This window comes from Solibacillus sp. iso_87 (assembly GCF_056173085.1).
This window is the reverse complement of the sequence record NZ_CM149656.1, coordinates 1,209,413-1,236,082: the sequence shown is the minus strand read 5'-3', so window position 1 is coordinate 1,236,082 and position 26,670 is coordinate 1,209,413. Positions and strand designations below refer to the sequence as shown.

General features: G+C 39.2%; 26 protein-coding genes. 1 reads left to right on the top strand and 25 read right to left on the bottom strand.

What is annotated here, in order from left to right:
• The first annotated feature begins 13 nt into the window (after window positions 1-13).
• Window positions 14-820 carry an EcsC family protein gene (locus AC0VXV_RS05990; protein ID WP_475530736.1) on the top strand — a complete coding sequence of 269 codons (807 nt, stop codon included), beginning with the start codon at window positions 14-16 and terminating at the stop codon, window positions 818-820.
• 57 nt (window positions 821-877) lie between these two features.
• On the opposite strand, the gene AC0VXV_RS05985 is transcribed toward AC0VXV_RS05990, so the two are convergent.
• The 25 genes from AC0VXV_RS05985 to AC0VXV_RS05865 all read right to left on the bottom strand — a co-directional run bounded on the left by AC0VXV_RS05985 (window position 878) and on the right by AC0VXV_RS05865 (window position 26,633).
• Complete coding sequence (locus tag AC0VXV_RS05985; RefSeq protein WP_475530735.1) at window positions 878-1,663, bottom strand: MBL fold metallo-hydrolase; 786 nt, start codon at window positions 1,661-1,663, stop codon at window positions 878-880.
• A gap of 73 nt (window positions 1,664-1,736) precedes the next feature.
• Window positions 1,737-2,510: a DNA repair protein RecO gene (gene recO, locus AC0VXV_RS05980; RefSeq protein WP_079525613.1), complete on the bottom strand. Its 774-nt coding sequence runs from the start codon at window positions 2,508-2,510 to the stop codon at window positions 1,737-1,739.
• Window positions 2,511-2,571: 61 nt separating this feature from the next.
• A complete protein-coding gene (locus AC0VXV_RS05975; RefSeq protein WP_475530734.1) occupies window positions 2,572-3,744 on the bottom strand; it encodes a CapA family protein in 1,173 nt (390 codons plus the stop codon).
• Window positions 3,745-3,995: 251 nt separating this feature from the next.
• The gene (gene era / locus AC0VXV_RS05970; protein WP_087615321.1) at window positions 3,996-4,910 is read right to left on the bottom strand and encodes a GTPase Era; all 915 of its coding nucleotides are present in this window, start codon (window positions 4,908-4,910) and stop codon (window positions 3,996-3,998) included.
• Window positions 4,897-5,304 (bottom strand): cytidine deaminase, encoded by a 408-nt coding sequence (locus AC0VXV_RS05965; protein WP_079525607.1) that lies wholly within the window; start codon window positions 5,302-5,304, stop codon window positions 4,897-4,899. Before AC0VXV_RS05965 ends, era begins: the two co-directional genes overlap by 14 nt.
• A gap of 25 nt (window positions 5,305-5,329) precedes the next feature.
• Window positions 5,330-5,680: a diacylglycerol kinase family protein gene (locus AC0VXV_RS05960; RefSeq protein WP_475530733.1), complete on the bottom strand. Its 351-nt coding sequence runs from the start codon at window positions 5,678-5,680 to the stop codon at window positions 5,330-5,332.
• Window positions 5,667-6,152 carry an rRNA maturation RNase YbeY gene (gene ybeY / locus AC0VXV_RS05955; RefSeq protein ID WP_475530732.1) on the bottom strand — a complete coding sequence of 162 codons (486 nt, stop codon included), beginning with the start codon at window positions 6,150-6,152 and terminating at the stop codon, window positions 5,667-5,669. The genes AC0VXV_RS05960 and ybeY overlap by 14 nt, the downstream gene beginning before the upstream one ends.
• A 14-nt stretch (window positions 6,153-6,166) precedes the next feature.
• A complete protein-coding gene (locus AC0VXV_RS05950; protein WP_475530731.1) occupies window positions 6,167-8,281 on the bottom strand; it encodes an HD family phosphohydrolase in 2,115 nt (704 codons plus the stop codon).
• Between the two features lie 562 nt (window positions 8,282-8,843).
• A complete protein-coding gene (locus AC0VXV_RS05945; protein WP_008403135.1) occupies window positions 8,844-9,803 on the bottom strand; it encodes a PhoH family protein in 960 nt (319 codons plus the stop codon).
• 2 nt (window positions 9,804-9,805) lie between these two features.
• Window positions 9,806-10,915: a sporulation protein YqfD gene (locus AC0VXV_RS05940; RefSeq protein ID WP_475530730.1), complete on the bottom strand. Its 1,110-nt coding sequence runs from the start codon at window positions 10,913-10,915 to the stop codon at window positions 9,806-9,808.
• On the bottom strand, window positions 10,912-11,148 hold the full coding sequence (locus AC0VXV_RS05935) for a hypothetical protein (RefSeq protein ID WP_008403137.1): 237 nt from the start codon (window positions 11,146-11,148) through the stop codon (window positions 10,912-10,914). The genes AC0VXV_RS05940 and AC0VXV_RS05935 overlap by 4 nt, the downstream gene beginning before the upstream one ends.
• Window positions 11,149-11,428: 280 nt before the next feature.
• Window positions 11,429-11,938 (bottom strand): hypothetical protein, encoded by a 510-nt coding sequence (locus AC0VXV_RS05930; RefSeq protein WP_475530729.1) that lies wholly within the window; start codon window positions 11,936-11,938, stop codon window positions 11,429-11,431.
• Between the two features lie 158 nt (window positions 11,939-12,096).
• Window positions 12,097-12,567 carry a hypothetical protein gene (locus AC0VXV_RS05925; RefSeq protein ID WP_475530728.1) on the bottom strand — a complete coding sequence of 157 codons (471 nt, stop codon included), beginning with the start codon at window positions 12,565-12,567 and terminating at the stop codon, window positions 12,097-12,099.
• Window positions 12,568-12,590: 23 nt separating this feature from the next.
• On the bottom strand, window positions 12,591-13,601 hold the full coding sequence (gene floA / locus AC0VXV_RS05920) for a flotillin-like protein FloA (RefSeq protein ID WP_475530727.1): 1,011 nt from the start codon (window positions 13,599-13,601) through the stop codon (window positions 12,591-12,593).
• A gap of 2 nt (window positions 13,602-13,603) precedes the next feature.
• Window positions 13,604-14,932: an NfeD family protein gene (locus AC0VXV_RS05915; RefSeq protein WP_475530726.1), complete on the bottom strand. Its 1,329-nt coding sequence runs from the start codon at window positions 14,930-14,932 to the stop codon at window positions 13,604-13,606.
• A gap of 312 nt (window positions 14,933-15,244) precedes the next feature.
• Complete coding sequence (gene rpsU, locus AC0VXV_RS05910) at window positions 15,245-15,418, bottom strand: 30S ribosomal protein S21 (protein WP_004227078.1); 174 nt, start codon at window positions 15,416-15,418, stop codon at window positions 15,245-15,247.
• 109 nt (window positions 15,419-15,527) lie between these two features.
• The gene (gene deoC, locus AC0VXV_RS05905; protein WP_475530725.1) at window positions 15,528-16,196 is read right to left on the bottom strand and encodes a deoxyribose-phosphate aldolase; all 669 of its coding nucleotides are present in this window, start codon (window positions 16,194-16,196) and stop codon (window positions 15,528-15,530) included.
• A 91-nt stretch (window positions 16,197-16,287) separates the two neighbouring features.
• Window positions 16,288-16,827, bottom strand: a complete 540-nt coding sequence (locus AC0VXV_RS05900; RefSeq protein WP_475530724.1) for an adenylate cyclase — start codon at window positions 16,825-16,827, stop codon at window positions 16,288-16,290.
• Between the two features lie 570 nt (window positions 16,828-17,397).
• Window positions 17,398-18,747: a tRNA (N(6)-L-threonylcarbamoyladenosine(37)-C(2))-methylthiotransferase MtaB gene (mtaB, locus tag AC0VXV_RS05895; RefSeq protein WP_475530723.1), complete on the bottom strand. Its 1,350-nt coding sequence runs from the start codon at window positions 18,745-18,747 to the stop codon at window positions 17,398-17,400.
• Window positions 18,748-18,906: 159 nt separating this feature from the next.
• Window positions 18,907-19,956, bottom strand: a complete 1,050-nt coding sequence (locus AC0VXV_RS05890; protein ID WP_475530722.1) for a HEAT repeat domain-containing protein — start codon at window positions 19,954-19,956, stop codon at window positions 18,907-18,909.
• Between the two features lie 299 nt (window positions 19,957-20,255).
• The gene (locus AC0VXV_RS05885; RefSeq protein ID WP_475530721.1) at window positions 20,256-21,689 is read right to left on the bottom strand and encodes a glycosyltransferase family 2 protein; all 1,434 of its coding nucleotides are present in this window, start codon (window positions 21,687-21,689) and stop codon (window positions 20,256-20,258) included.
• A 6-nt stretch (window positions 21,690-21,695) separates the two neighbouring features.
• A complete protein-coding gene (locus tag AC0VXV_RS05880; protein ID WP_475530720.1) occupies window positions 21,696-22,739 on the bottom strand; it encodes a HEAT repeat domain-containing protein in 1,044 nt (347 codons plus the stop codon).
• Between the two features lies 1 nt (window position 22,740).
• Entirely contained in the window at window positions 22,741-23,595 is an 855-nt protein-coding gene (locus AC0VXV_RS05875) for a response regulator transcription factor (RefSeq protein ID WP_475530719.1), read from the bottom strand.
• A gap of 84 nt (window positions 23,596-23,679) precedes the next feature.
• Window positions 23,680-25,872 carry a hypothetical protein gene (locus tag AC0VXV_RS05870; protein ID WP_475530718.1) on the bottom strand — a complete coding sequence of 731 codons (2,193 nt, stop codon included), beginning with the start codon at window positions 25,870-25,872 and terminating at the stop codon, window positions 23,680-23,682.
• Window positions 25,873-26,018: 146 nt separating this feature from the next.
• Window positions 26,019-26,633, bottom strand: a complete 615-nt coding sequence (locus tag AC0VXV_RS05865; RefSeq protein WP_475530717.1) for a PH domain-containing protein — start codon at window positions 26,631-26,633, stop codon at window positions 26,019-26,021.
• Between the last annotated feature and the right edge of the window lie 37 nt (window positions 26,634-26,670).

Genomic DNA, 26,670 nt, shown 5'->3' with positions numbered 1-26,670 from the left:
GGGAGGGCGATTCATGGAAACTCAACAACAGCTAGAAAATCACTTATTAGCAATCCAACTTTGGGAAAAAGATCAAAGCGGTTTATGGTTTTGGGAGAAAATTGGCCGCATCCCTTTTAAAATACTCGATAAATTAACACCGAAATTCATTCAAGAGAAAATTTCCGTCTTGGTCGATGAACTGGTAAGCTATGTCCAAACAGGTGGAAAATATTTAGTAAGCGAAAAATCACTGATGCGTCATATTCAAAAACATACGCTGCATTCGGTTTCCACATTGGAGGATATTGGACAAATGCCAATAGAAGATATGGTGGAACTGAGTGAAAAACTACAGAAAAACCGTGCAAAGGTTGCAACCGTACAAGGAGCATCTACCGGCTTTGGCGGTGTGTTTACATTGGCACTCGATATCCCTGTCATTCTAGGAATTGCGCTAAAAACATTACAAGAAATCGCAATGATCCATGGCTATGATCCAAATGAAAAAGCTGAGCGTATTTTCATCGTGAAATGTCTGCAATTTGCGTCTTCCGATGTTGTTGGCAAAGAAGCGATATTAAATGAACTGGCACAACATTATGAAAAACCGAACGCTGCAGAAAATATGGTTTCGCAGTTACAAGGCTGGCAGGAAGTCTTCTTTACGTACCGCGATAACTTCGGTATGAAAAAGCTCTTTCAAATGATTCCTGTAGCGGGCATGGTTTTCGGTGCTTTTATTAATAAATCGATGATTGAAGATATTGCCGAGGCAGGCATGATGCTATATCGCAAGCGAAGAGTGCTGGAACGGATGAATGAACTGGCAAACAGCTAGATTTGCACAAAAATAGCCAAAGATTTAAGTATTATCACTTAATTTCTTTGGCTTTTTTTATTTGTTTACAGCTTTTTTATTTAATTCGTGCATTTCTTGTAAACCTTTATAAAACGGATACAGCTTTTGCAATTGTGATTCATCAATACTATCGTTTGCTAAATTATTTAAATATAATAATGACTCGTCAATTCGTTTTTGAATTTCATCAAGGTGATTCGTCGTTGTCCCATGTCCTGGCACGACAACTTCAATTTCTTTATCTGATATAATATTTTGCACCTTTTGGAGTGTTGCTAAATAGGCTTCATAATCCTCGACAAAAGGAAACTCGACATTCGATAAATAATCCCCCGCCAATAAAATACCGAACGGCTCCACAACTGTAAATAAACCATCTGCCGTATGCCCTGGGGACAAGTAAAAGCTACACATTATATCATGCAGATCAAGTGCTTGACCATCTTCTTTTATAACAATGTCTATATGAGGATAAATAATAGGATAATCTCTTTCGATATAGTACTGAGCATCAAACTGACGGATTTGCTCCAATATTTCTTCTTTATTTATTCGATTAACAAAAGCTTCACTGGCAATTGTTGTCGCATGCGGAAAAGCACCTGCTGCAATAATATGATCATAATCACTATGCGTATAAATAATATATAATTTCCGACCTTCAATAATCGACTCTATATAGGCATTTATTTCGGCAATTTCGTTCGGCAGCCAGTTAGGGTCGGTAACAATTAAAGCCTCTTTTGTTTTAATTACCGCTGATGTCGTTTGATATAACACACTTTGAAAAACGGTTAGTTGTTCATTTTCAAATTCGCGCAATATTTTCCCTCCCGAAAGCGAGTCTGCGCAATTCTACGGAATTTCGACTCGCTTTATTTCCTAGGCAATAATTTTATTCTTCTTCCTTCTTTTCACGCTGCAGTAACGGTGTACGCTCCAGTTGTTCGATGAAGTTGCGTGATTTCAGACGGATCCCTGTTTGCTCTTCATAAATTGTCGTCACAATTTTTTTAATAAATTGCTTCGTTTGCGGTTTTAATTCCAGCTTGCCGACTTGCTCAATCGGCACCGTATAAAACATGCGAATCAGCTTGAGCTGCGTTGGTGATAACCGTATAATATACGGGTCCAAATGGAAGCATCGATGACATATAAATCCGCCTTGTGTAAATGAAAATGCAAATTCCCCATCAACAGCCCCGCAACCTGCACAGGCATGCAAAATCGGCTGGATACCTGCAAACGGTAGCATTTTCCAATCCACAAACAAAGTGATTGCTTCAGGATCATACCCTTCTTCAATTGCATTCAATGCCTGAATTAATATATCGAAAGCATAAGGTTCAGGTCTGCCTTCTTCAACGAGGCGATCCACAATTTCCACGATGTAGCTTGCATAGGCTGTCGCCATAATATCTGTTTGAATATGACGCATCGAATTGAAATGTTCCCCTTGTTGCAATGTCCCCATGCCTGATGTTCGCTGGACTAAAAACGAGCCATGCATAAATGTTTGTGTTACACCTGCTAAACGACTCGTTGGTTTTTTCGCTCCACGTGCCATACACGCGACTTTACCAGCTTCACGGGTCATAAGTGTCACGATTTTATTGGATTCACCATAAGCACGCGCCTTTAAAACGATGCCTTCCCATTTATGTAGCATCTGTTGCACATCCTTCTATTTCATTCGTAACTCTATTATACCGCACTATTGCTAGAAAAGTTTAATAAACGGTTACAGATTGTCCCATGATTTTCTTTACCCATTGAAGATTTTTTACAGAGCGCTGTTCCACATCTTTTAATGGATAGACCCGATAAATTCCGTCTGCATCTTTTAATACAGAAGTGACATAAAGCTCAGGTTCATCTATAGTAATCCGGTCGCCTTCCTTTGTAATTTCAAGGCTTGCAATTCCGCCAATCATCGTGTTCGGTATCGTTATAATTGTCGAAAAGAAATTACCGAGCGAATAAAAAATATGCGTCTCCTGTCCCTTTTCATTGATCAGCTTGTCATATGGCTGCAGTACATGCGGATGGGTCCCGAAAATAATATCGACTCCCGCTTCATTTAGTATATCGGCATAATGTTTTTGATTGTCATTCGCTTCATAAACATATTCAGATCCCCAATGCATCGATACAGCTACTACATCGACCGATTGTTTTAATTCTTCGATATCCGCTTTTATTTTTGCTTCATCGAAATAATTAATGAGAAACGGCGATTCCTTCGGTAAATAAAGTCCATTTGTGCCATACGTATAGGCAAGCAGTCCAATTTTTATCGATCCGATTTCCATGATCCGTTGTGCAGACTTGTCCTCTTCATTTATATAAGCTCCCACATATGGCATGTGATAGTCTTCCAGATTATTAAAAACCGTACGCATACCCTTTTCCCCTTGATCAACTATATGGTTATTGGCAATCGTCACTAAATCAACTCCTGCATGTTGGATATCCCGAATAATATGGGCTGGACTTGAAAATAGTGGATAGCCGCTTAATGGAAATTCGTTACCGACAGGTGGAGATTCCTGATTGGCGATAAGAAAATCATAGCTTTGCATCTTCGTCATAACCGCTGCAAAAGATGAAGTATAATCATCATATTTTGCAAGTCTTAAATGCAGCAAAATATCCCCCGTCATTGCAAGACGAATCGATTCTTTAATGACTTGTTGCTTTGGTTCACTAATGGGTCCGTTTTTTTCATTTATATCTTTCTCTGTCTTTATTTGTGATGGGTTTGGCTCTTCAATATTCATTTGGCCTTCTGCAACCAAAATTGTTTGATCCTGATCAACGGTCGCAATGACAATAAATAATAAAGCGAGCGATATCGCCCAAAGTGCCAGTAAAAATTTATTTAAATTATTCAATATTATCACCTTCTAACTTCTGTTAAATATTCCCTTACTAAATGGTAGCAGAACATTTACTATAATCAAGAATAATGTTGTTCTCAAGTGGGAGAATTTATTTGCCACGTTGACGGGGAATGGAGAATGTTTAGTGATGAACGTAGAAGGTTTAAGCTTGGAAGTAGAACCTTTTCACCGTAATGTGGAACGATACGCACGAAAAGTAGAATATCAAAAAACACCCATTTTCCTTAAGAAAATGGGTGTTTCACTACATCTTAATATTCGTCTTCTCTAAATCCGAAATCGCGTAAATGCGTTTGCTTGTTACGCCAATCTTTTTGAACTTTTACCCAAAGCTCTAAGTATACTTTTGAGCCTAATAGCATTTCAATATCCTGGCGGGCACGAGAGCCGACTTCTTTTAAAAGGGCGCCGCGTTTACCGATCACAATTCCTTTTTGTGAATCGCGCTCTACCATGATAGTCGCCTGTACATGAATCATGTTCTCTTTTTCTTCATGTGGCTTAATTCGCTCAATTACAACCGCAATTGAATGAGGAATTTCTTCACGTGTTAAGTGCAATACTTTTTCACGGATTAATTCAGAAATAATGAAGCGTTCCGGGTGGTCCGTTACTTGATCTGCCGGATAATATTGAGGGCCTTCAGGTAAATACTTTTCGATTGTTGTTAATAAGTTTTCTACGTTGTTGCCTTGTAATGCTGAAATTGGAATAATTTCCGCAAAGTCGAACTTATCTTTATACGAATCAATGATTTTTACCAGTTCATCCGGATGTACTAAATCGATTTTATTGATGATTAAAAATACCGGTGTTTGATTGCCTTGCAACAACTCAATGATGAACTCGTCACCTTTTCCGATGGCTTGTTCAGCGTTAACCATAAACATGATTACATCGACTTCACGTAAAGCGTTGCGTGAAGTTTTCAGCATAAATTCGCCTAATTTATGTTTCGGCTTATGAATCCCCGGTGTATCGATGAAAATCGTTTGAGAATTTTGTTGTGTTAAAACACCTTGTACTTTATTACGTGTCGTTTGTGGTTTGTCAGACATAATCGCAATTTTCTGGCCGATCACTCGGTTTAAAAATGTTGATTTGCCCACATTAGGACGACCTACAATCGAGACGAAGCCCGATTTGTACCCTTTATTTTCCTGCATTTTTCATATCCTCCGTATTAAATGCACCCGGGATCAGCTCACCTACTGTTGTTTGTTGAACGTCACCATTCATATTTGTTAAGTAGACGGGCATATCCGGAGCACAAAATTCACTCATTACTTGTCGACAAGCTCCGCATGGGGAACATGGACCCGGTGTGTCTGCTACGACCGCCAGCGCTTTAAACTTCATATTGCCTTCTGACACTGCTTTGAAAAACGCCGTACGTTCCGCGCAGTTTGTCATGCTGTAACCTGCATTCTCGATATTGCAGCCATTGTACACTGTACCATCCTCAGCTAATAAAGCCGCACCTACTTTAAATTTCGAGTAAGGTACATAAGCAAATTCACGTGCAATTTTAGATTGTTCCATTAATTGTTCCATGTTCATCTTTGGTTCCCCCAAAACATTATTTTTAAAACCATTTTGGTAAAAATATGAGTAGTCCGATTATAACACTTGCGAGCGCAAAAACAAGTACGGCACCTGCCGCAACATCCTTAGCCTGCTTGGCGAGCGGATGAATTTCCGGTGATGCCAAGTCTACTACACGCTCGATTGCCGTGTTGATTAACTCGGTTCCTATGACAAAAGCTATGACTAAAATGATGATACACCATTCGACGATCGACAGCCCTGTCAAGAAGCCTGCCATCATGACAACGATGGCACTCACTAAGTGAAATCTGAAATTCTGTTCAAGTACAGCCGTAACTAGTCCTTCCATCGCATAACGAAATGAACGAAAAAATTTACGGACGTTCATTCATATCACGACCTAGGCCGTATGACTGTAAAATCTCATCTTGCTTTCCGAACATGACTTTTTCATCTTCAGGTGTCATATGATCATAACCAAGCAGGTGTAAAAAGCCATGGACAGCCAAGAAGCCAAGCTCACGTTCAAACGTATGGCCATATTCGGCTGCCTGTTCTCGTGTACGGTCTGTCGAGATGATAATATCTCCTAAAATGCGTGGAATCCCTTCACCGATAATTTGCAGTTCCCCTTCACCCATTTCTTCCAATGCAAAAGAAATAACATCAGTAGGTTGGTCTTTATCACGGTATTCACGGTTAATTTCATGGATCGCTTCATTTGTCACAAACGTAACCGACACTTCCGAGCCATCCTCGATACCTTCCTGCTCCGCTGCAAGCTGGAGTAATTTTTCCACTAATTCTAAATGGGATTCTTGTACTTCATTTGTTTCATCTAAAAAATCAATTAATAACATTTTGTTCCCTCCTACTATTCCTTTGGATATTCAATACGCGAGTGGAACGTTCCATTCAATGTTTCACATAATACGTCTTCTATCTTTTTCAGTTCTTTTAGCGAAATATCACATTCATCAAACTGGTCATCCTGTACACGATCCTGAATAATCGATTGCACAAGCTTTTGTATTTTCTCTGCATTCGGCTGCTGCATCGAACGAACTGCCGCTTCCACACTGTCCGCAATACTGATAATAGCGGCCTCTTTCGTCTGTGGCTTTGGACCAGGGTATCGGAATACACTTTCGTCCAATTCTTTCCCTTCTTCCTTAGCCTTAAACAAAAAGAATTTCAATGTGCTTGTCCCATGATGCTGTAGACAAATATCTATGATTTCCTGAGGCATTTTATGCTTGCGCAAGAGCTCAGCCCCATCAGTAGTATGCGCAATAATTATTTCCGCACTACTTTCGGGTGCCATCGTATCATGAGGGTTTGTCCCCATTTGGTTTTCAATAAAAAATAATGGTCTTCGCGTTTTCCCTACATCATGATAATAGCAACCGACTCTTGCCAGCAAGCCATCAGCCCCGATTGCTTCACATGCCGCTTCAGCCAGATTCGCAACCATTATACTATGGTGATACGTACCAGGTGTCTCCGTCAAAATTTTCTTCAACAGCGGGTGATTCGGATTCGATAATTCAATCAGTCGCACGACAGATAAAAGTCCGAAAGCCGATTCGAAATACGGTAGCAGCCCCATCATTAAAGCACCGGATAATAATCCCGAAATAATGGCTGCAGCAACGTAAAATGCAACTTCCTTCATTCCGTAACCTGACTGTCCCATTAAAATATAAAATGCAATAAATACAATGTTAACAAGCGTTACAATACCAACCGCCTGCAAAATGTCTGTCCGTTTTTCCAGGCTGCGCATGAAAATAATCGATGCGAATCCGCCAAATAAAATGTAAAGCGCTGTATCCATCTGTAAAATACCGGATAATCCTTCATGAAAGATGATCCCTGCAGATGCAGCCGTAATGATTGTCACAAAACTTGCGGTGCGGTCATTGGCCAGCACACGGACAAGCATTGTCGCTAACGCTGACGGGAAAATGAAGGCAATCATCAGATCGAAATTCGTTGAAATGAGTGCAATCAGTTTCATCATAATTAAAGCAATCGCATACACAATAATTGTAACGAGCACTTCATTGCGTTTTGAAGCAATGTCTTTTTCCGAGCGATCAAAAAGGACGAAAAGGAAAGACATTTGCAGTAAAATCAAAATGATTAACCCGGCAATCGGTTTAATCGATTCCTCACTGTCCAGCATCCCTAACAATTCAAGCTGGCGGTAAATTTCGCGTGTAATGACTTCGCCTTCCTGGACAATGATCTGTCCTTGCAAAATACGTGTAGGCTCAACCGCTTCCTTTGCCTGCTGTTTGGCAATCTCCGTTTTTTCATCATCGAGTACTTCAGTTTCAACGATCGCTGCACGACCAATGACGATCGCCAAACTCATTAACCCTTCAGAAATTGAAGGCTGCTGACGAATCTTACTTTCCAGTTCATTTCGGTATGGCAGCAAGCTATCCTTACGAAGCGGATAATTTAAGTTCACTTCGACCAGTGTCGCTAATGCATCACGTGCAGATTCAAGATTTGCTTGTGATGCACTTAATACATTCACCAACTGTGCATCAGATAAAATCAGATTTTGCTGGTTTTCAACAATATCTTTTAACGCTGAACGCAGCATTTTTATTTGTTCATCTTGAGGTATTTCTTCCTCTGCCTTTGCAATATCTTTCTTCACTTCCAATGCAATATCAAAAATGGTTGTCACAAAAGTTGCACGCTGACTGGGTACCTCATCTTTATATATGTATACAGGTTCTACGGCTTTCTCCGCATTTTCCCTTTCTATTTCTGTCTTTACCGTATCTTCCACTGTCTTAGATGAACGAATGGTTTCCGGTGATAATTCAGTTAGCTGGATATCATATGTAACGCCACGAACATTATCAATCATCAGGAAAAACTGCAGAAGTGCAGTAGCCGCAAGTACGATGATTAACAGTGCACGAAAGCTGATTAGTTGGATGAGCTTGTTAAATCTTTCTATGATCATACACCTCCCTTTGTTTCTATGTACATTTTATCAAATTTATATGTTTGGTGTTACGAAAAGTACGTATGTTTTTCAAATAAAGTTTAACTTCAATCAGTGGCGGGCTTTTTCATCCCCACTGATTAAGAGGAACACGAGCTAAAAACGTCACGTCCTGTGACAACGCTTGTGTGACCAACATTGTGTTGGCCCAAACCAATCGGGCTTTTACGGGTAGTTGATCACCTACCTATGCTTTATGACAAAGATGCGAGTCTTATTTCTGCTGCCGAACAATCGAACGAAGCAGATAAATTACTATCCGTTAATGCGGGATAAATGTCTTTCTACCGATTAACGATGACATCAATTCCTCCTTTTAGTTTATATACGTAAATTTTTCCAATAAGTTTCATGCTATTTTTCCCAATAAAAAAACTTTCAACCTTACAATAAAAGTTGAAAGTTCCTTTTTTATAACTCCTGCTCTGTGTAAGCCTTGATCACTCTCGCTACTAACGGGTGACGGACAACATCGCCCTGTGCCTGACGCTTTGCTTTCGGCACAGAGGATAACTAACCTTTATAATTCCTGCTCCGTGTAAGCCTGTATTACTCTCGCTACTAATGGGTGACGGACTACGTCACCTTGCTCTAGTATTTGGAAGTGGATGTCTTTTACATAGCGTAATGTACGCTCTGCAATAATCAGACCGGATTCCGTGTTTTTAGGTAAATCAATTTGTGTTTTATCTCCTGTAATGACCATTTTCGAGCCAAATCCTAAACGCGTTAAGAACATTTTCATTTGCTGATGCGTTGTATTTTGGGCTTCGTCTAAAATGACGAACGCATCATCCAATGTACGGCCACGCATATACGCTAACGGCGCGATTTCAATCGTCCCGCGCTCAATTAGGCGCTGCGTCTGTTCCTGTCCATAAATATCATGTAAAGCGTCATAAAGCGGACGTAAATACGGATCGACTTTTTCCTTCAAATCCCCCGGTAAAAACCCTAATGACTCCCCTGCTTCAACGGCAGGACGTGTTAAAATTATACGTTTTACATGACCATTCTTTAATGCCTGTGTAGCCATCACAACCGCTAAATACGTTTTACCGGTTCCGGCTGGTCCAATTCCGAAAATCAGGTCCTTATGACGGATTGCCCGGATATATTCGCGCTGTCCGATTGTTTTTGCACGTATCGGCTTGCCTTTTGTATTACGCGCAATTTCTTCATCATATAACTCCGCATAATATTCAATTGTGCCTTTACTGGCCATTTCAATTGCTGTTGATACATCACGCTGATCGATATTAATATTTTTCCGAATAACTTTCAATAACGCTTCTAAAACTGCATATGCTTGATTTTTCTTTTCTAAATCATCGCCTGCAATTTGTATGACTTCCCCACGCGTAATAATTTGTACGCTATAAGTTTCTTCAATCAATGTTATATTTGCATCTGACATTCCTAATAGCATTACAGCTTCATTCGGATTGTCGATTTGGAGCTCAACATATTTTTCTGACATACTCATTCTCCTTGGTGAATTGGATGTGGTTGTGCGATATTTTCATTAATTAAATACAAGACTTTCCCCTTAACTGTATCATCATCACTGTTGACGTGCAAAAGTTTTTCTGCTTTAATGGCGGTTTCAAGCGGTAATGAAGAAATCATCTTTTCATGCAATAATGGCAAGATAATTGTTTCTACATCCTTTTCACTTATCTTTTCCTTTTTTTTATGAAACATTCGATAAGGCTTATACGTCACAATAGACTTCAACGGTTCAATAGACATCTGTTCTATCGCTGTCCCGATTTTCTCCCAGTTCACGTCATATTTCCAGCCATGGTCATCCAATACTTCCATTTCGATTGTTTTAGGAACGGAAAACGATGTTTCAAGCCAGTAATCAACAAACACTTCGCCTTCAGCACCAATAACGATTTCTTTTTCACCATGCTGCAGCACACCGGAAACGAGAATATCTCCCTTGTATACCGTCATATTTTGCTCAACTTGACGAACACCGCGCTCAATTTGGAAATGAGTGACGACACCACTGTTGTTCGCAACTAAATGCTGGTTCTTGTTCACTTTTGGAACCGGCTCAATCTTTGGCGCCAATTGCGGATTAATCGTAATTTTACTTCCATTTTTCATAATATGTACCCATGAAAACTCCCGAAACTCCTTCATCATCGTCTGTCGGATTTCATTATCGGATAAAAACGTTTTTTTCGGTACAGGAAACTTCACACCCATTTCCTTTTGCAAATAGAGTGCCACTTCATCTTCCAGTTCGATCGTGGCGGCATCAACTTCGACTTGCCATACAAACCGGGATAATATAATCGGCAGGATGATTAACATGATGATGCCAATCGCCGTAACCATATCTTTTTGCAGAATTCTCTCCGGCTCGCTGTAACGGATTGTAATTTTTACTTTCGCTTTTTTTCTTAGTTTGCGCAGTAAAGACAAATTACTATGCGCAACTTGGAAAGTTATTTCGCTCTGTTTAAAAGTTAAATGAAAAACTCGGATTTTATGCTCTTTCATTAGCATAATAAAAGTGCTTGCTTCTTTAGATTGCTTTAGTTTGATCGTTATTAGCTTTTTATAGGATTTACTCATTTTGCATTCCGCTCAATCGTAAGCTTCTGCAGATTTTTACACTGAATTAAAAAACCTTCTTCGAATAAATGCTGGACTTCCACTTCCCCTGCATGAACGTACATCGTAAAATCTTTCGTCGTACAGTTATACTCAGTCGGGGTTACATCACCTATCGTATAGGAACCATCATAGCGGATATCCATAAAAGAGGTGATTTGCAATTTATTGTTTTTAGGAAATAAATTTTTCAATAAAAGCCTCCTTTTTACGTCACTATATGCTTAGAAAAAAGAAGGCATGTATAGATTATTTAATCCCGCTTTAACGGGTAATAATTTATCAATTGTGCTGCGCTATAGGCAAGACTACCATCTTTGGCATAAAGCATAGGTGATCAACTACTACCCGTAAAAACCCGATTGGTTAGGGCCAACACGATGTTGGTCACACAAGCGTTGTCACACGACGTGACAGTTTTAGCTTGTGTTCCTTTCAATCAATTGGGAGCTAAAGCCCCCACTGATTGAAGTTTCACTTTATCGGAATTTCCCAGTTTGCAAAGTCACCTAAAGCATCACCGGAACTTTCGCTTTCCGGCTCCTTAAATACAGCTGGAACTTGTAAATTCAGTGATTTATTTTCATCATATACATTCTGAGGAATCAAATAAGTCACATTAAAAGTCGTTTCCATTTGAGGGTTCACCATAATTTGTTCGTTCTCAACAGAAGACGACAGCTGCTCTATATCTTCCTGCTCTGCTGTTTGAATTGTAAAATCCGGCGTGTAATAAACGATTTGGCTGTACTCATTTTCAATATTGCCGTTAATTTCAAGCATTAATTCTCCCGGCTCTGCAGAAACCTTTTGAATTTTATAGTCGAGCTTTAAAGTGACACCTTCCATATTATGTGTCAATGGCTCCTCGCTCTCGTATACAGTAGCGGTTTCATCCGCCTCCGAATCTGTTTCTTCCACTTCCTTACCGCATGCAGCAAGCACTAAAATAAGTATAAACAATGACATCCATCTTTTTTTCATGTCTGTTTCCCCCTCTCATAATAGATATACCCGTTTCCGCAAAAATTTAGTTGCTTGTTTCATAAAGTCCGTTGACTTCCATTATATTTCACCACTACATTAATCTTATGTAAAAAAACTACCTATTCCCACGTTACGTTGAAATAGGTAGTCTCGTATTATTTTCTTCTTGCTTTAGGTGGGCCCAGAACTTCTGTCATAATAATGGCCTGCATTAAATCACGTTTGCTCGATGGCACGACTTGGAAGGCTTCTGCTTCTTTTTTGGCCATCGCAACAATTGGACGCTCCTTTAAAGAACGAGCATTATTGATCTTGTCAGTTACTGGTTCCACAATAGAGCGGGCTGCTTCTACAGGTTTTTCTACTTGTTTAGGAAGCTCTCGTTCTATTTTTTGACTTAAAGGTTTTGCTTTTTCATTCAGCTGGCCGAATACTTCATTCGCAAAGTCCTCCAATGTTTTTGGACGTCTTTGCTCTGTTCGGCGCTCAACTTCCTGTTTTCGAGGAGCAGGTTGACTGCTAAATGGCGGCATCTGTTTTGATTCTTTTTTTTGCTGTTGTTCTTTACCTTTGCCCAATAAAGAACTGACAATAAAGACAATCACCATAATGATAAGTCCTTCCATTTAGTGCTCACTCCTTTCCTCGATTATTTGTTTTTCGGATCTTTGTTGTTGTCGTCATTCGAAACTTTTGAGATCGAATCACGCATTGATGTGTCCGCTTGAATATTTTTATAGTTCATGTAATCCATAATACCGAAGTTGCCAGAACGTAGCGCTTCTGCAAGAGCCATTGGAACTTCTGCCTCTGCTTCTACTACTTTCGCTTTCATTTCCTGTACTTTTGCAATCATCTCTTGCTCGCTTGCTACGGCCATTGCACGGCGCTCTTCGGCTTTTGCCTGAGCGATGTTTTTATCTGCCTGTGCTTGCTCGATTTGAAGCTCGGCACCGATGTTTTTACCGATATCAACGTCCGCAATATCGATCGATAGAATTTCGAATGCTGTACCAGAGTCTAAACCTTTAGATAAAACCGTTTGAGAAATTAAATCCGGGTTTTCCAGTACTTTTGAATGTGATTCACTAGAACCTAGTGTCGATACGATACCTTCACCAACACGGGCAACGATTGTTTCTTCACCAGCACCACCGACTAAGCGGTCCAGGTTTGCACGTACTGTAATCCGCGCTTTTGCTTTCACTTCAATCCCGTTCATCGCAACACCGGCAATAAATGGTGTTTCGATAACTTTCGGGTTAACCGACATTTGTACCGCTTCTAATACGTCACGGCCAGCTAAATCGATTGCTGCTGCACGTTCAAATGTTAACTCAATATTCGCTCGGTGTGCCGCGATTAACGCGTTGACAACGCGGTCTACGTTACCACCTGCTAAATAGTGTGATTCCAATTGGTTAATTGATACTTCTAAACCGGCTTTATGAGCCTTAATTAACGGATTCACGATACGTGACGGAATTACTCGACGTAAACGCATTCCGACTAATGTGAAAATACTTACTCTTACACCTGCTGCTAGTGCACTAATCCATAGTGCAACCGGAACAAATGTGAAAAATACTGCCAGGACAATAAATGCAATTACTAATCCGACGATTAATGTAATTGTTCCTGCATCTGCCAACATACTCATACTTATTCTCCACCTCTTCCAATAAATTCTCTTACGACAATACGAGAGCCTTCTACTTTCACTACTTCAACTGTTTTACCAGCATCAATATAGCTGCCTTGTGTTACAACATCCAGACGTTCCTGATCAACAACAACGGTCCCCGATGGTCGCAACGGCGTAATAGCCTGCCCTGTTTTGCCTATTAATTCAATTCGGTTTTTGTTTGAAACATATCCTTCTTCCGTCGTCGTTGCATCTCTCAGCACGAGACGGTTGAACATATGCAACTTTTTCCCGAAGAATTTCATAAGTATCACCATTCCTATACCTGCAATTATCATTGCGATTAAAATCGAATAAGCCATATGAACAAAGCTTTCCCCTGCAAAAAGCAAACTTCCTATCATTAATGCGCCACCGATAATACCAACAATACCACCTGGTACAAATAGCTCGGCAATGAGTAAAATAAGTCCGATTACAAAAATGATGACTGTTTCATATCCGGCAAAACCTGCAATCGTATGTCCAAAGAAGAACATACCTAACGAAGCAAGCCCCATTGTCCCTGCAATACCAAAGCCTGGTGAATACAGCTCAACAACTAATCCGATACTTGCAATCGACAGTAAAATAGGAACGATAATCGGATTTGTAATAAAACGTGCCAGCTTTTCAGCAAATGTTTGCTCAATTTTTATTACTTCGCTGCTATCAAGGTTGGTTTTTTTTAGCAGATCCGTTATCGAAGCAACAGTGCCTTCCGAGTACTTAACTTTTTCCGCATCTTTCGCAGTTAGTGTTAGGAGCTTTCCTTTCGGGGCTCTTAGTTCAGGCAGATCATAATCATTTCTGACCATTGCCCGCGCATATTTAGAAACCCTGCCGGAGTTTTCTGCAGCAGATGTCATTTTAGCAAGCCAGTCACTTTCCGCCTTTTCTCCTGCTGTGTTACCGGAAGAATCGATGACCGCCGCAGCACCCATTGTTGCGTTTGGTGTCATATAAATTTCATCTGCATGTAAGGCGATGTATGCACCAGCAGAAAGTGCATCCGAATTAATGAACGCAATAATCGGGATATCAATTTCATCCATTAGTCTGCCGATTTCAGAAGCCGCAGTAACAAATCCGCCCGGTGTATGCATATTTAGAATAATCGCTTCTGCATTATTGCTTTTCGCTTCATCGAATCCACGCTTTAGATGCTCCACCAAACCTTTTTCAATTTCATTATTGATGGATATTTCATACACTTTACCATCTGCAAATGCTGTTAAAGAAGGAAACATTAATACGAATGACATGACCATCAGAAAAATCCAACTAATCCCTTTCGTTCGTCTCAATTTTATCACCCCTTTAGCTAAGTTATGTACAATTAATTCTACGGATGAGATGAAGAAAAGTTTCAAATTTTTTTAAAAACCTTTAAAAACTTACTTCACTATTATTTGCTAACATATACCAATTATACGGTACTAGTTGAAGAATATTAAAACTTTCTCTAAAACGCTTTCTTTCTCTTCTATATTATGGTTGATTTTGAGAATAAATACAAATACCCCGCAGTTATATAAATAACTGCGGGGTATATCATTTGTCTGCTCAGTTAAATCTGAAAATTGCGTGTTATGAACGTAGGGTTTTTATAGGGAAAATTACCACTTACGTTTACGTGCAGCTTCTGATTTCTTTTTACGTTTAACGCTAGGTTTTTCGTAGAACTCGCGCTTTCTAACTTCCTGAATTGTACCTGATTTTGATACAGTACGTTTGAAGCGACGAAGAGCATCTTCAAGCGATTCGTTTTTGCGAACGACAGTTTTTGACATCTCTCTTTCCCTCCCTCCGAACACACGTCATACATGCATTAACTGTTAGTTAATGTGTACTAAAGTAGTATAGCGTATCATTAAAAAAGAGTCAACAAAAACTATCGAATTAGTAATTAGAATCTGATTTTAGACCATTCATGATAGCAACACCTGATGAAGCACCAATTCGAGTAGCGCCATTTTCGATCATAAGTTGCATATCTTCTAAGCTACGAACACCGCCAGAAGCTTTTACGCCAAGATCAGGACCTACTGTTTTACGCATTAATGCGATATCTTCCGCTGTCGCTCCTCCTGTTGAAAATCCAGTAGAAGTTTTAACGAAATCTGCACCTGCTTCAACAGAAAGTTCACAAGCTTTTACTTTTTCTTCATCCGTTAATAGGCAAGTTTCAATAATTACTTTTACTAATGTACCATTTGCAGCATCTACTACTGCTTTGATGTCATCACGAACTAAATCGTAATTACCGTCTTTTAGAGCACCAATATTAATAACCATATCAATTTCGCCAGCACCGTTAGCAATCGCGTCTTTTGTTTCGAATGCTTTTACTGCAGATGTTGTAGCACCTAACGGGAAGCCGATTACTGTACATACTTTTACGTCTGTACCAGCTAATTGCTCTGCACTGAATTTCACCCATGTAGGGTTTACACATACTGAGGCAAATCCGTATTGCTTCGCTTCTGCACAAATTTTTTCTACTTGATCTTTTGTAGATTCAGCTTTTAATAAAGTATGATCAATCATTACTGCATAATTTTGAGGCATTTCTCATTACTCCTTTTACTAAACATTAGTTGTCCGTACATCTATAGTTTAGCATGTATTTTAATTGACGCAAATTATCAGACAACTTAAATTATTCGTCTGAATAGGCGAATTTTGTACGAATAATTTTTCTGTCCAAAGGTTCACCGGCATCTGTGACATACTGAATATTTAACTCAGGATTATGACGATGAACTAACTGGTATGTTAAAATATTTTTAATTAAATGCTCCTGTGCCAAATCAAACGCTTCTTGCCCTAAAAGAGAATCGTCCGATAATACAATTTCCCAATTCGAATAGTTTTCATTTGCATTGATATGTGCAATTCCATCTTCTGTACTTTTCTCACTCGTTTCTTTGTACTGCTCCAGGAATTGTTCTGTTTGTTGCGCAATTTTAGTTAGCTGTTGCTTGTTCATTTCCAAAGAAACGACACCATTTGGCTGAATTGTTTTATAAACATCCGATGCTTTGTACTCAATATTAAGCGAGCCGTAATGTCTTGCTAATTCTGTAGGGATGTTGACTTCCACCATAGCCGATTCACTTTCTACTGTTGGTTCTTCTTTTTTCTCCGTGCAACCATATAAAATAAATAGAATTGCAGCAAACATCCATATTTTCTTCATATAAATTGCTCACCTTCTTTGCTTGTAATCGGGATAAACACAATGTTTCCGAATAATAGTGTTGGCTTGTCTTCCTCATAATATACTTAAACTTCCATTAGTTTACGACTAACTTTTTGTAAATTAATATGCTGCATAAAAGTACATGTTGTTTCGCCCGATTATGAAAACTTGCACACTATGTTTTCTCTATTTTATGGAAATAAAAAAGAGTTGGCTAATTTAACGCCTGCTTCTTAACCGTTGCTCTCCGTTACGGCGGACGCTTTCCAGGGGCACGAGGCCAACACGAAGTTGGTCACAAAAGCGTTGCCACAGGACGTGGCGTTCTTAGCTTTTGTTCCTTTTCTCAGGCTTCGTGCTTATCGCCTAGGAAGCTTTGAATTACTTCTCCGCTTCTTCTTCGCTCTGCAATGAAAAGCGAAGCCGGCAGTTGCACTCTCCGCCTTCACTACGAACAAGTAATTAACCTTTTCACAGCAAGTAACGTCATCTAACACAAAAAGAGAAATTGCGCAGTGCAATCTCTCTTCTTTAATAAAATTATTTAATTATGTCGAAACACAATATTTAAATTGCCTGGCCTTCCAATACGCGAACGAATTGTCCTTCGTTGTACGGGTAGCCAGCTTTAGTAATTTTAACTTTTACAAGTTGGCCGACCATTTCTTCAGTGCCTTCGAAAATTACTTTTAAATAGTTCGTTGTATAGCCGACATATAAGTTTTCATTGTCGCCATCTTTAAAGCGTTCTTCCGGAATAACTTCCAGTACTTCCCCTTCAAAGCGAGAAGCATATTCTTTTGCAAGCTGATCATTCAGTGCAATCAAACGGTGAACGCGTTCATTTTTAATTTCTTCATCAATTTGATCTTCCATTCTCGCTGCAGGTGTACCTGTACGTTGAGAGTACGGGAATACATGGAGCTCAGAGAATTTGTGGTCGCGGATAAAGTTGTATGTTTCCATAAACTCTTCTTCCGTTTCACCCGGGAAACCTACGATTACGTCAGAAGTAACCGCCAAGTCAGGTAAAGCAATTTTCAGCTTTTCCAGACGCTCTGCGAAAAATTCCATCGTATATTTACGGCGCATACGTTTTAAAACCGTATCGGAACCCGATTGAATCGGAATGTGCAAGTGGTTTACGACAATTTCAGAGTTTTGCAGTACTTCAATCACTTCATCTGTTAATTGAGATGCTTCGATTGAAGAAATACGTAAACGTTTCAAGCCTTTAACCTGTGCTTCCAAGTCACGTAACAGCTGCGCTAAGTTATAGTCTTTGAAGTCTTGTCCGTATCCGCCTGTGTGGATACCTGTTAGGACGATTTCCAAATAACCCGCATCAACAAGCTGCTGAGCCTGACGAATAACTTCTTCCGGATCACGTGAACGCATTAAGCCGCGCGCCCAAGGAATGATACAGAACGTACAGAAGTTATTGCAGCCTTCCTGGATTTTCAGCGAGGCACGAGTACGGTCTGTAAACGCCGGGACATCCAATTCCTCATACACACGATTTTTCATAATGTTACGTACCGCATTGATCGGCTGGCGCTCGTTAAGGTATTGATCGATATATCCAAGCATTTTCTCGCGGTCCTGAGTACCAACAACGATATCGACCCCTGGAATTGCCATAATTTCAGCCGGTGATGTTTGTGCATAACACCCTGTTACACAAATAACCGCATCCGGGTTTTGACGGATAGCACGGCGAATCACTTGGCGTGATTTTTTATCGCCTGTGTTCGTTACTGTACAAGTATTAATAACATAAACGTCCGCCTGACGATCGAACTCAGTACGCTCATATCCCTGCTCTTTAAATAGCTGCCAAATTGCTTCTGTTTCATAGTGGTTTACTTTACACCCTAATGTATGTAGAGATACGGTTTTCGTACGTTCGTAACTCATAATTTATATCATCCTTTCAAGGTTAGCACTTATCTATTTTACTCCGGCGATTTCCCTCTTTTAAGTCGACCGGTAGCACGATCTTCATTCCTTAAATGAAGAAAAATATCAACGTGTTTTATAATAGCACAAAACGCTATACAAAGCCTATTTTTTTAACTACTTGTTAAAATACTGGCTTTCCTCCCCTGACACCTGTGTAGATGGGATATGTTCTTCACTTTCGGAAACCTGTTGCAGTATCGCCTGTCCATCCGGTAAATCCATTAGCGATAAAATAGCCTGTTTTCGGACATTGCTGTTAGGGTCAAGCATTAACTTTTTCAGATAAGTATACGAATCGTCCTCTGTGACAAAACGCAAAATTTCGGCCACCACTAGACGCTCTTCCCAATGTGTTGAATGGACAAAGATTTCGTAATGCTTCACATGCGAAATTATGCCATACGATGAAATTGCTCTTAATGCACGAAGACGGATTCCCGCACATTCGGATGTCAGTAACTGTTCAAATAATGAAAGGTATGAAGGATTCAGATTCCTATTTATGCACGAATACTCCAGGAAAGCTAATTTCAGCTGAATTGGCAATTCTTCAAAACAGTCTCTAAAGTAGTCACAATAACTATCTTTAATAGTCGATAGCAACTGATGGTACTCATTCTCATAAAAAGTCAATCTAGGCTTGTACATATGCGCCAAAAATAAATTTCTATTATATTTCGCTGCAACCTTTAACATTAACAAATATTCTTCCATAAACCCGATACGATTTTCTTTTAGTCGGCGTTCGATTAACGGCACTAAAAATTCCAGATCCAGAATCAATGTACGCTGCAAAGCATGAAGACGGTCAGCTTCATCACGACTCGTCAATTGCTTTGTATAATAGTTTTTCATATTTAACGCAGCATATGCCGAAGCTCTCTCCAGGATCTCGTCTTTATCCATCGTTGTAATATATGAAACAAAAATAGTATCAATTGCCGCCAGCTCATTCTTTGTAGTTGAATGATTCCGAAGTGGCCTGTTTAAAACTAAATAATTATACCAATCTCGATCATTTTGCTGGATATAATTATTTATTTTATTGAAAGAGCGTTCCTTTAAGTTCTTTCGATAAATCATATAAAAATAAATACATAATAGAATAAAAAGCATTACACTACAGATAATTAAGATCCCTGTTAAAATTTCTTCAATTTTCATTATAATTGCGACCCTCTCAATCTGTTTTCCACGTTAATTACTAATATATCACCTTTTTCCGTTATGTTTATACATCCAATTTTTTCTCCTGTCCCCAATACTACATTTATATATGGAATTTACCCCATTTTTTGTTGAATTATGAAGATATTTTGAAGTTTGGAGTGGCAACTCTTTATGTAATCCAGAATATTAGCTTTCCAAATTTTAAGTACGGACAAACTCCGATTCTTCTTCTGAATATAAAGAAGAAGACAGACTAATAGACGGAAGATCTCCGCCTATCGACTCAGTCTATATTATAATGTATCATTAGTTTTCTTCTGCAACCCGGAACGCGTCAAGCTTCCCCAGTCATTTTTGCCCCTTATAAAGTACCAGAACCCCTGTAGGCGGAAAACAACCATTAGCGGACGGAACCAGAACACTTCCGATAAGGAGTACAGTAATAGTTTCACGGAATCACGTATACGCGGATAAGTGCCCATACTCCATGCTTCCAGTAAAATAGAAAACATAGAAATAACTGTACTGTAAATTAAAAACAGGACAAACAAAGTAAGAGCTGATTCCAAATATATATTCCCGATGACAAATGATAAAATGACATACATATATCCGAGTAGTTCAACAATCGGACCGATTAATTCTATAAAAACAAAATAGGGGACAGATATAAGACCGATTTGTTTATATTTCGGATTGAGCAACATCCCTCGGTTCAGCATGAGGCTACTTAACAGCCCTTGATGCCATCGTCTACGCTGCGTTTTTAAATCCTTAAAATTATCCGGTGCTTCTGTCCAACATACCGGGTCGGGAATAAATTCAATGGATTTTTTTATTTTATTCTTTAATAAATAGTTATGCAGTCGGACGACCAGTTCCATATCTTCGCCAATCGTATTCTTATTGTAGCCACCGACTTTTATTGTATATTCTTTCGAAAAGACACTAAATGCACCCGATATAATTAATAATAAATTAAAACGGCTCAGTGCAATTCTTCCCATATAAAAGGCACGTAAATATTCAATAATCTGCATGACAACAATCGGATTATTCGGTACAACCGATTTCAATACACTGCCGTACTCGATTTCTGAACCGTTTGCTATACGTACACTTCCTCCTGCAGCAATGACTTTCCCGTTAGACGAGACAATTGGCTTCATCACTTGCAGCAATGATTTAGTAGATAAAATCGAATCACCGTCAATTGAGCAAAAATAAGGAAATCGCGATACATTAATGCCTGCGTTTAAAGCATCCGCCTTCCCTCCATTTTCCTTGTCTACTAAAACAATATTATAATGGAGTTTTGAATGATAAATGCCCCTGATTTTCGCTGACGGCAGCTGATTCTGCACCGTCCGGAAAACTGGCTCCATCTGAAAAACGTCAATCACTGTCTGCAATGTCGAATCTTTCGAACCATCGTTGACAATTACGATTTCGTATTGCGGGTATTCAAGCGTCAATAATGATTGAACCGTACTGATAATACCAATTTCCTCATTATATGCAGGAACAATGATTGATACAGGCTTCGAGTAAACGGCATTCAAATTTACTTTACCTTCCAAATGTTTATCCAGATTCCTGTCTTTCCTCAGCTGAAAAAAGGCAAAGATCAACATTAATGAATAGACCACAATTACAAATAACATATATATAAAGATTAATGAACTGAACACTTCGTTAAACCAATAAAATATTGTTTCTGAATTCATTTATCATCACCCTAACTTCATGACTTCCCTTGCTATATCCGCCGCATACAAATCTTTTTTACTGTCGATTATTTGCTGCAATATTACTTGTCCCTTTGGCATATTCAATAAAGATAAGGCCGCCTGTTTTCGTACTTGCCAATTCGAGTCGGCTATCAATAGCTCAAGAGCTTGATAGGATTTCTCCTCTTTTACAAACCGCAAAATTTTCGCCATCATCAGCCTCTCTTCCCAGCTGGCAGAAGAGACAAAGCGCTCATACAGTTGCAGATCCGAAACCATTCCGAATGAGGCAATCGCTTTTAGAACCCGGATTCTTAACTCCTGATTATCCGATGTTAACAATCGCTCATAGAAAGACAGAGAATCATTACTTACATTTGTGCTTAAACTCAGATAATCAAGAAGAGCAAGTTTCAGCACGATTGGCAAGGAATCAAAATGGTTTGTGAAATAGTCGATATACTCTTCATCAACCGTCGATAACAAAAGTTTATATTCATAGTCATTCAATGGTAATTTCGGTTGATAAACATGTGCATAAAACAGATTATGATTATATTTTGCGACTACCCGCAACATTAGTAAATATTCTTCCATCTCATAATCGCGTTTATTTTTTAAATGCTGCTCAATGATCGGTACTAAAAAATCCAGTTCCAGCAATAACGTACGCTGCAAAACATTCAAACGGACCGAACGATCACGGCTTTTTATTTGCTCGATATAAAAATTCTGCATATTTAATGAAGCGTATTCGGAAACTTTCATATGAATCATTTCATTGTTGAGAGTTGTCAAATATGAAACAAATAAATGATCAATTGCCTTCATTGTAATATTATTTTCCGGCCGGTGATCCAGCGGTTCATTATAAACAAGATAGTTATACCATTCCGTTTTATATTGTTCGAAATATGCATTCATCTTTTCATTGATCCGATCTCTTTCCATCCCTTTATATACTAAATACATAAATATACAGAAAATAACAATCAGCATGATAATGCCGACAATGACCGCCCCGATTAAAAATTGACGATCAACCATATTAGCGCGACCTTCTCAAATGATTTTTGATGCGAATCTCAAATATTTTCAAGTTAAAGGGACGGACAAAGTAAGCATCAGCACCATTTTCAAAGCAGTAAAGCTGGGATTCTTCAGAATTACGAGTGGATATAAATAAAATCAAATATTTTTGTTCATTAGGTAAACCGCGCAAATAATGCAAAACCTCAAAGCCATTTTTTCTAGGTAATATATCATTCAGCACGATGATGTGATGATGCTCACTTCGATACCAGTCGGATTCTACAAATTCAAGCCCGTCATTAAACACCCGTACATCCAAATCCTGTTCAGCTGTTTCCAGGTTGTGAAACAGATTCGAAAAAATAGATTGTGTAATATGATCATTTTCGATGATGCTGACTTTCATCTTAATCCGCTCTTTTTCCATAAAATGAGGAATCGCCACTATTTGTGCCTCTGAAAATTCCAGGCTCATCACCTCTGCCTCACCAACTTCCAGTATTTCTTCAAGCGGATGCAAAGAATTCGCAATTTCTGCAATTACGGCGACAAGCGGCATTTTGAAAGGTAATATGGCAGATTGAAGCCGTCCTAGAAATGATTTGGTTTCCATAGCTTTGCTGATTGACAGAACAAGAATGATAAATTGTTTTGACCGATGCGCAAAAACAAAATCCGACTTACGTAAATTTTCTTTTACTAACTGATAGAATTCTTCATAGCTTACTGAGATTTCATCTGAATATTTTACGAAAACAAAAGTAAAATGAATCCCCTTTTTCTTAATATAAGCTAGCTGCAAATCATAAAGATCCTTCAAACTCTGAAAATTCTCTATGCTATCACTTAAATAGTTCCTATTTTCTTCCATTTTTTATTTCACCCCTGTTTATACAGATGCCTCGCCCCACTGCAATCCATATTCAATCGGAAAACAGTGGACATTTGCAATGGCTCATTGTATCTCTGAAAATTTTTCCTGCAAAATATAATACGATTCCTTTAAACGTTCCTTATACTCGGGTAGTGTCCAGCCTTCCCATGTATAGGTTTTCAGGTCGGATTTATTTTCCGGTATACGGTTTTTCACGGCACTATTTTCGATGAATAATGCACCCACTTCAATCCCTCCGGTAATTTCTCTTGTCATTTCCTCATCTGCATATATATCCGACCAAATTTCCAGACGGCTCGGATCCGTAAAATTCAGCAATAGCCAAGGAATGCGAATTTCAATTACCCCATCGGCTTCGTTGATTTCATAATCGGCAAGTGAATCATAATCCGGACTTTCCGGGTTGCCGTTTCCTTTTCGCAGTTTCCCTGTTTCGTATTTTTCGAATGGATAGGTTTTTTCGAGAATTGGAATCGTGAGCTGTTTATTTATCGCATACTCAATCGGGTTAAATTGCCCGCTGTTTTTTTCGGTCATCCCTTCAAACGGTACGAGCTTCAATCGGTCGCCATACAGTTTCTGGAACAGATCATAGTAGGCATCCACTTCGATTCTGCTATTTTCCTCATCTTTAATCGTCAGTACGAAATCAGCTTTATTCAATAACGGGTAGTCCTTATATGTTGAATTCCCTTGCCCTTTTACTGTATTAAAATATATTATCGGATAATTGTCATTTGAGAATTGTGCATTTTCCACATCCATCCGTATATACAAATAGCGTTCATCAGAATCCATATACATGGCGGTCTGTTTCGTTTCATACATCGGCTTTTTCCCTGACCAGTCCGATATATCCCCATCTACTTTTATTTTCAACGTATCAAAGCTGAGCAGTCCGAACTGCTGTTCATTCGTTTGTGCATTTGACCAAAATGGCCTTTGGTCCGGATTATCGAGATCCATCGTATTCCATGTCCGCTTAAACCATTCATCCTGCCAGGAGAATACTATACCGCCAAGCATACCTTCTTGCAGAATATCTTCATAGAGGCTCACTAAATATTCCCCCTGCTGGTGCTCGGTCACAAAACCCTGATTCCAGCCAAACGGATTTTTATGTGTCAACCCGCGGGAAGCCGGAATTCCGAATTCGGAAATTAATATCGGCAGACGGTGCGCCTTTTTCAAATCATTTAAATATGCTGCATAGCTATTCGGTTCACCGCGATGGTCCTTATATTGTAAATATTCAGGCGTGAAATTCAAAAAATCCGGATAATACGGATAAACATGGTAGTTTGCAAATTGACCAACATGCTGCAACTCGTTTTTCTCATAAATGACATTCGGATTTACGGACACCATATCTTCCTCTTCACTCGGTTCGTACGGGTGGTTCAATAAATCGGTCGTTACCCAGTTCGTAAAGCTGAACGGCCTCATCCATTTGTATTCATCCATTTCGTACTGGGCCGCATATTCCATCTGCTCTGCAAGCCAGATTTCAAATGGAGCAGCATCCTTTGTCGAAAAATATTTACCATCATATTGTGCCTTGCCTTTATATTTCTCATTAACCGATTTAACTGCTTCCGGGTACCACTCGATGCCGATCATCCAGCCAATTACATATGGAGCGACATTCGCAGTATAATTCCCAAAAGCATGGCCAGGCTGATGCTCAATTTCTGCATTGCCGTGCAGAATGTCGATAATATCATTTATTTCCTTTTGAAACTTTTCCGTCGGTTCACCATATACATCCAGCCTCTCGATTACCGGCTCTTCTTCCAGCCATACCCCATGGAACAAGTAGATTGGCTGTTCGTGCGACTCATTGTACTCCAACAACGCTTCATAAAATGCCGGCGGGTGGATCGTATAAACACGGATTGCATTCACGTGCATGTTACCAATTGATTCGAGCCATCTAGTATAATCTTTTTTTGTGATTCCTGCTTCTCCCGGGAAAAGACCAGGCTTAGCCATACCGATATTTACCCCTTTTATGGTCATTTCCTGCCATTTACCGTTTTGCAGCACCTCATATCGATTGCTTAGCACCCGGGCATTATAGGCAATATTCTGCTCATAGACCGGTTCAACGGATGTTGCAATTATATGCTTTGATGTTGAAGATTCCCCATCTGCCTCATCACTTTCCGAAATGGATTTATCATTGATAAAATAAATCGCTAGCGGAACTGTAATGAGCAGTAGCAATCCTAGTACGAGTAATATTTTTTTCATCAGCGCCACCTATCATTATTTTAATTAAAAAGGGAAAGAATTACTTTATTGTTTCCATTCCCCTAAAACACGGTCCGAAAACGGAAATAATTGATATGAAAAACACTCATAATCTATTTCAGATTATGAGTGTCATCTACAATCTATTAGTTATTAATATATTTCTCGAAAACATCGCCAAAATCTTTTCTAACAAACAATTTCTTTTGCTCCAGCAGCCAGCTATGTGAAAATGCTGTGATTTCCTTAAATGCATCAGCTGGTGAAATACCCTCATTACCCGCGCGGCCGATTGCAGATGCCGCTAAGTTCAAGCTTTGTTTTGCAGCATCCATGCTGAATGTATTTGCTTTTTGTTCAAGTGAAATGGCATGAAGCGCTTTGTATAAATCTTTAATTTCCGTTAAGTGTTTTTTATGAATATCAATACTTAACGGCACATTTCCGATGACAAATTTGATTTCAACATCCAGATCGATTGTACCGGCTGTTTCCAGCAGTACTTCTTCAATCGCAAAATGTTCGTAGTCATAGCGACGCAGCATACGTTTCTTACTGATCGCATTTGCCCCGTCTACATGAATTAATGCGTAGTTTGTGAAGCAATACTCATCCGCTTTTGTTTTGATCAGGAAGTAAATTTTTTCATCGACTTCATTAAAAATAAAATCATCCGAATCTGTTTTGTCAAAGTCCTGTCTTGAAATAACTACCCCGATATCTGATAGACCTAATGCATCCGATGCTATTTTTTTGAACATTATATTGCCTCCTTTAATTGAATAGTTATTATACGTT

Bases quoted from the DNA above. Each gene is read 5' to 3' on its own strand.
- AC0VXV_RS05990 (WP_475530736.1), top strand. From the start codon at position 14: ATGGAAACTCAACAACAGCTAGAAAATCACTTATTAGCAATCCAACTT.
- recO (WP_079525613.1), bottom strand. From the start codon at position 2,510: ATGCTACATAAATGGGAAGGCATCGTTTTAAAGGCGCGTGCTTATGGT.
- era (WP_087615321.1), bottom strand. From the start codon at position 4,910: ATGCAGGAAAATAAAGGGTACAAATCGGGCTTCGTCTCGATTGTAGGT.
- AC0VXV_RS05965 (WP_079525607.1), bottom strand. From the start codon at position 5,304: ATGAACATGGAACAATTAATGGAACAATCTAAAATTGCACGTGAATTT.
- AC0VXV_RS05960 (WP_475530733.1), bottom strand. From the start codon at position 5,680: ATGAACGTCCGTAAATTTTTTCGTTCATTTCGTTATGCGATGGAAGGA.
- ybeY (WP_475530732.1), bottom strand. From the start codon at position 6,152: ATGTTATTAATTGATTTTTTAGATGAAACAAATGAAGTACAAGAATCC.
- AC0VXV_RS05950 (WP_475530731.1), bottom strand. From the start codon at position 8,281: ATGATCATAGAAAGATTTAACAAGCTCATCCAACTAATCAGCTTTCGT.
- AC0VXV_RS05945 (WP_008403135.1), bottom strand. From the start codon at position 9,803: ATGTCAGAAAAATATGTTGAGCTCCAAATCGACAATCCGAATGAAGCT.
- AC0VXV_RS05940 (WP_475530730.1), bottom strand. From the start codon at position 10,915: ATGAGTAAATCCTATAAAAAGCTAATAACGATCAAACTAAAGCAATCT.
- AC0VXV_RS05930 (WP_475530729.1), bottom strand. From the start codon at position 11,938: ATGAAAAAAAGATGGATGTCATTGTTTATACTTATTTTAGTGCTTGCT.
- AC0VXV_RS05925 (WP_475530728.1), bottom strand. From the start codon at position 12,567: ATGGAAGGACTTATCATTATGGTGATTGTCTTTATTGTCAGTTCTTTA.
- floA (WP_475530727.1), bottom strand. From the start codon at position 13,601: ATGAGTATGTTGGCAGATGCAGGAACAATTACATTAATCGTCGGATTA.
- rpsU (WP_004227078.1), bottom strand. From the start codon at position 15,418: ATGTCAAAAACTGTCGTTCGCAAAAACGAATCGCTTGAAGATGCTCTT.
- deoC (WP_475530725.1), bottom strand. From the start codon at position 16,196: ATGCCTCAAAATTATGCAGTAATGATTGATCATACTTTATTAAAAGCT.
- AC0VXV_RS05900 (WP_475530724.1), bottom strand. From the start codon at position 16,827: ATGAAGAAAATATGGATGTTTGCTGCAATTCTATTTATTTTATATGGT.
- mtaB (WP_475530723.1), bottom strand. From the start codon at position 18,747: ATGAGTTACGAACGTACGAAAACCGTATCTCTACATACATTAGGGTGT.
- AC0VXV_RS05890 (WP_475530722.1), bottom strand. From the start codon at position 19,956: ATGAAAATTGAAGAAATTTTAACAGGGATCTTAATTATCTGTAGTGTA.
- AC0VXV_RS05885 (WP_475530721.1), bottom strand. From the start codon at position 21,689: ATGAATTCAGAAACAATATTTTATTGGTTTAACGAAGTGTTCAGTTCA.
- AC0VXV_RS05880 (WP_475530720.1), bottom strand. From the start codon at position 22,739: ATGGTTGATCGTCAATTTTTAATCGGGGCGGTCATTGTCGGCATTATC.
- AC0VXV_RS05875 (WP_475530719.1), bottom strand. From the start codon at position 23,595: ATGGAAGAAAATAGGAACTATTTAAGTGATAGCATAGAGAATTTTCAG.
- AC0VXV_RS05870 (WP_475530718.1), bottom strand. From the start codon at position 25,872: ATGAAAAAAATATTACTCGTACTAGGATTGCTACTGCTCATTACAGTT.
- AC0VXV_RS05865 (WP_475530717.1), bottom strand. From the start codon at position 26,633: ATGTTCAAAAAAATAGCATCGGATGCATTAGGTCTATCAGATATCGGG.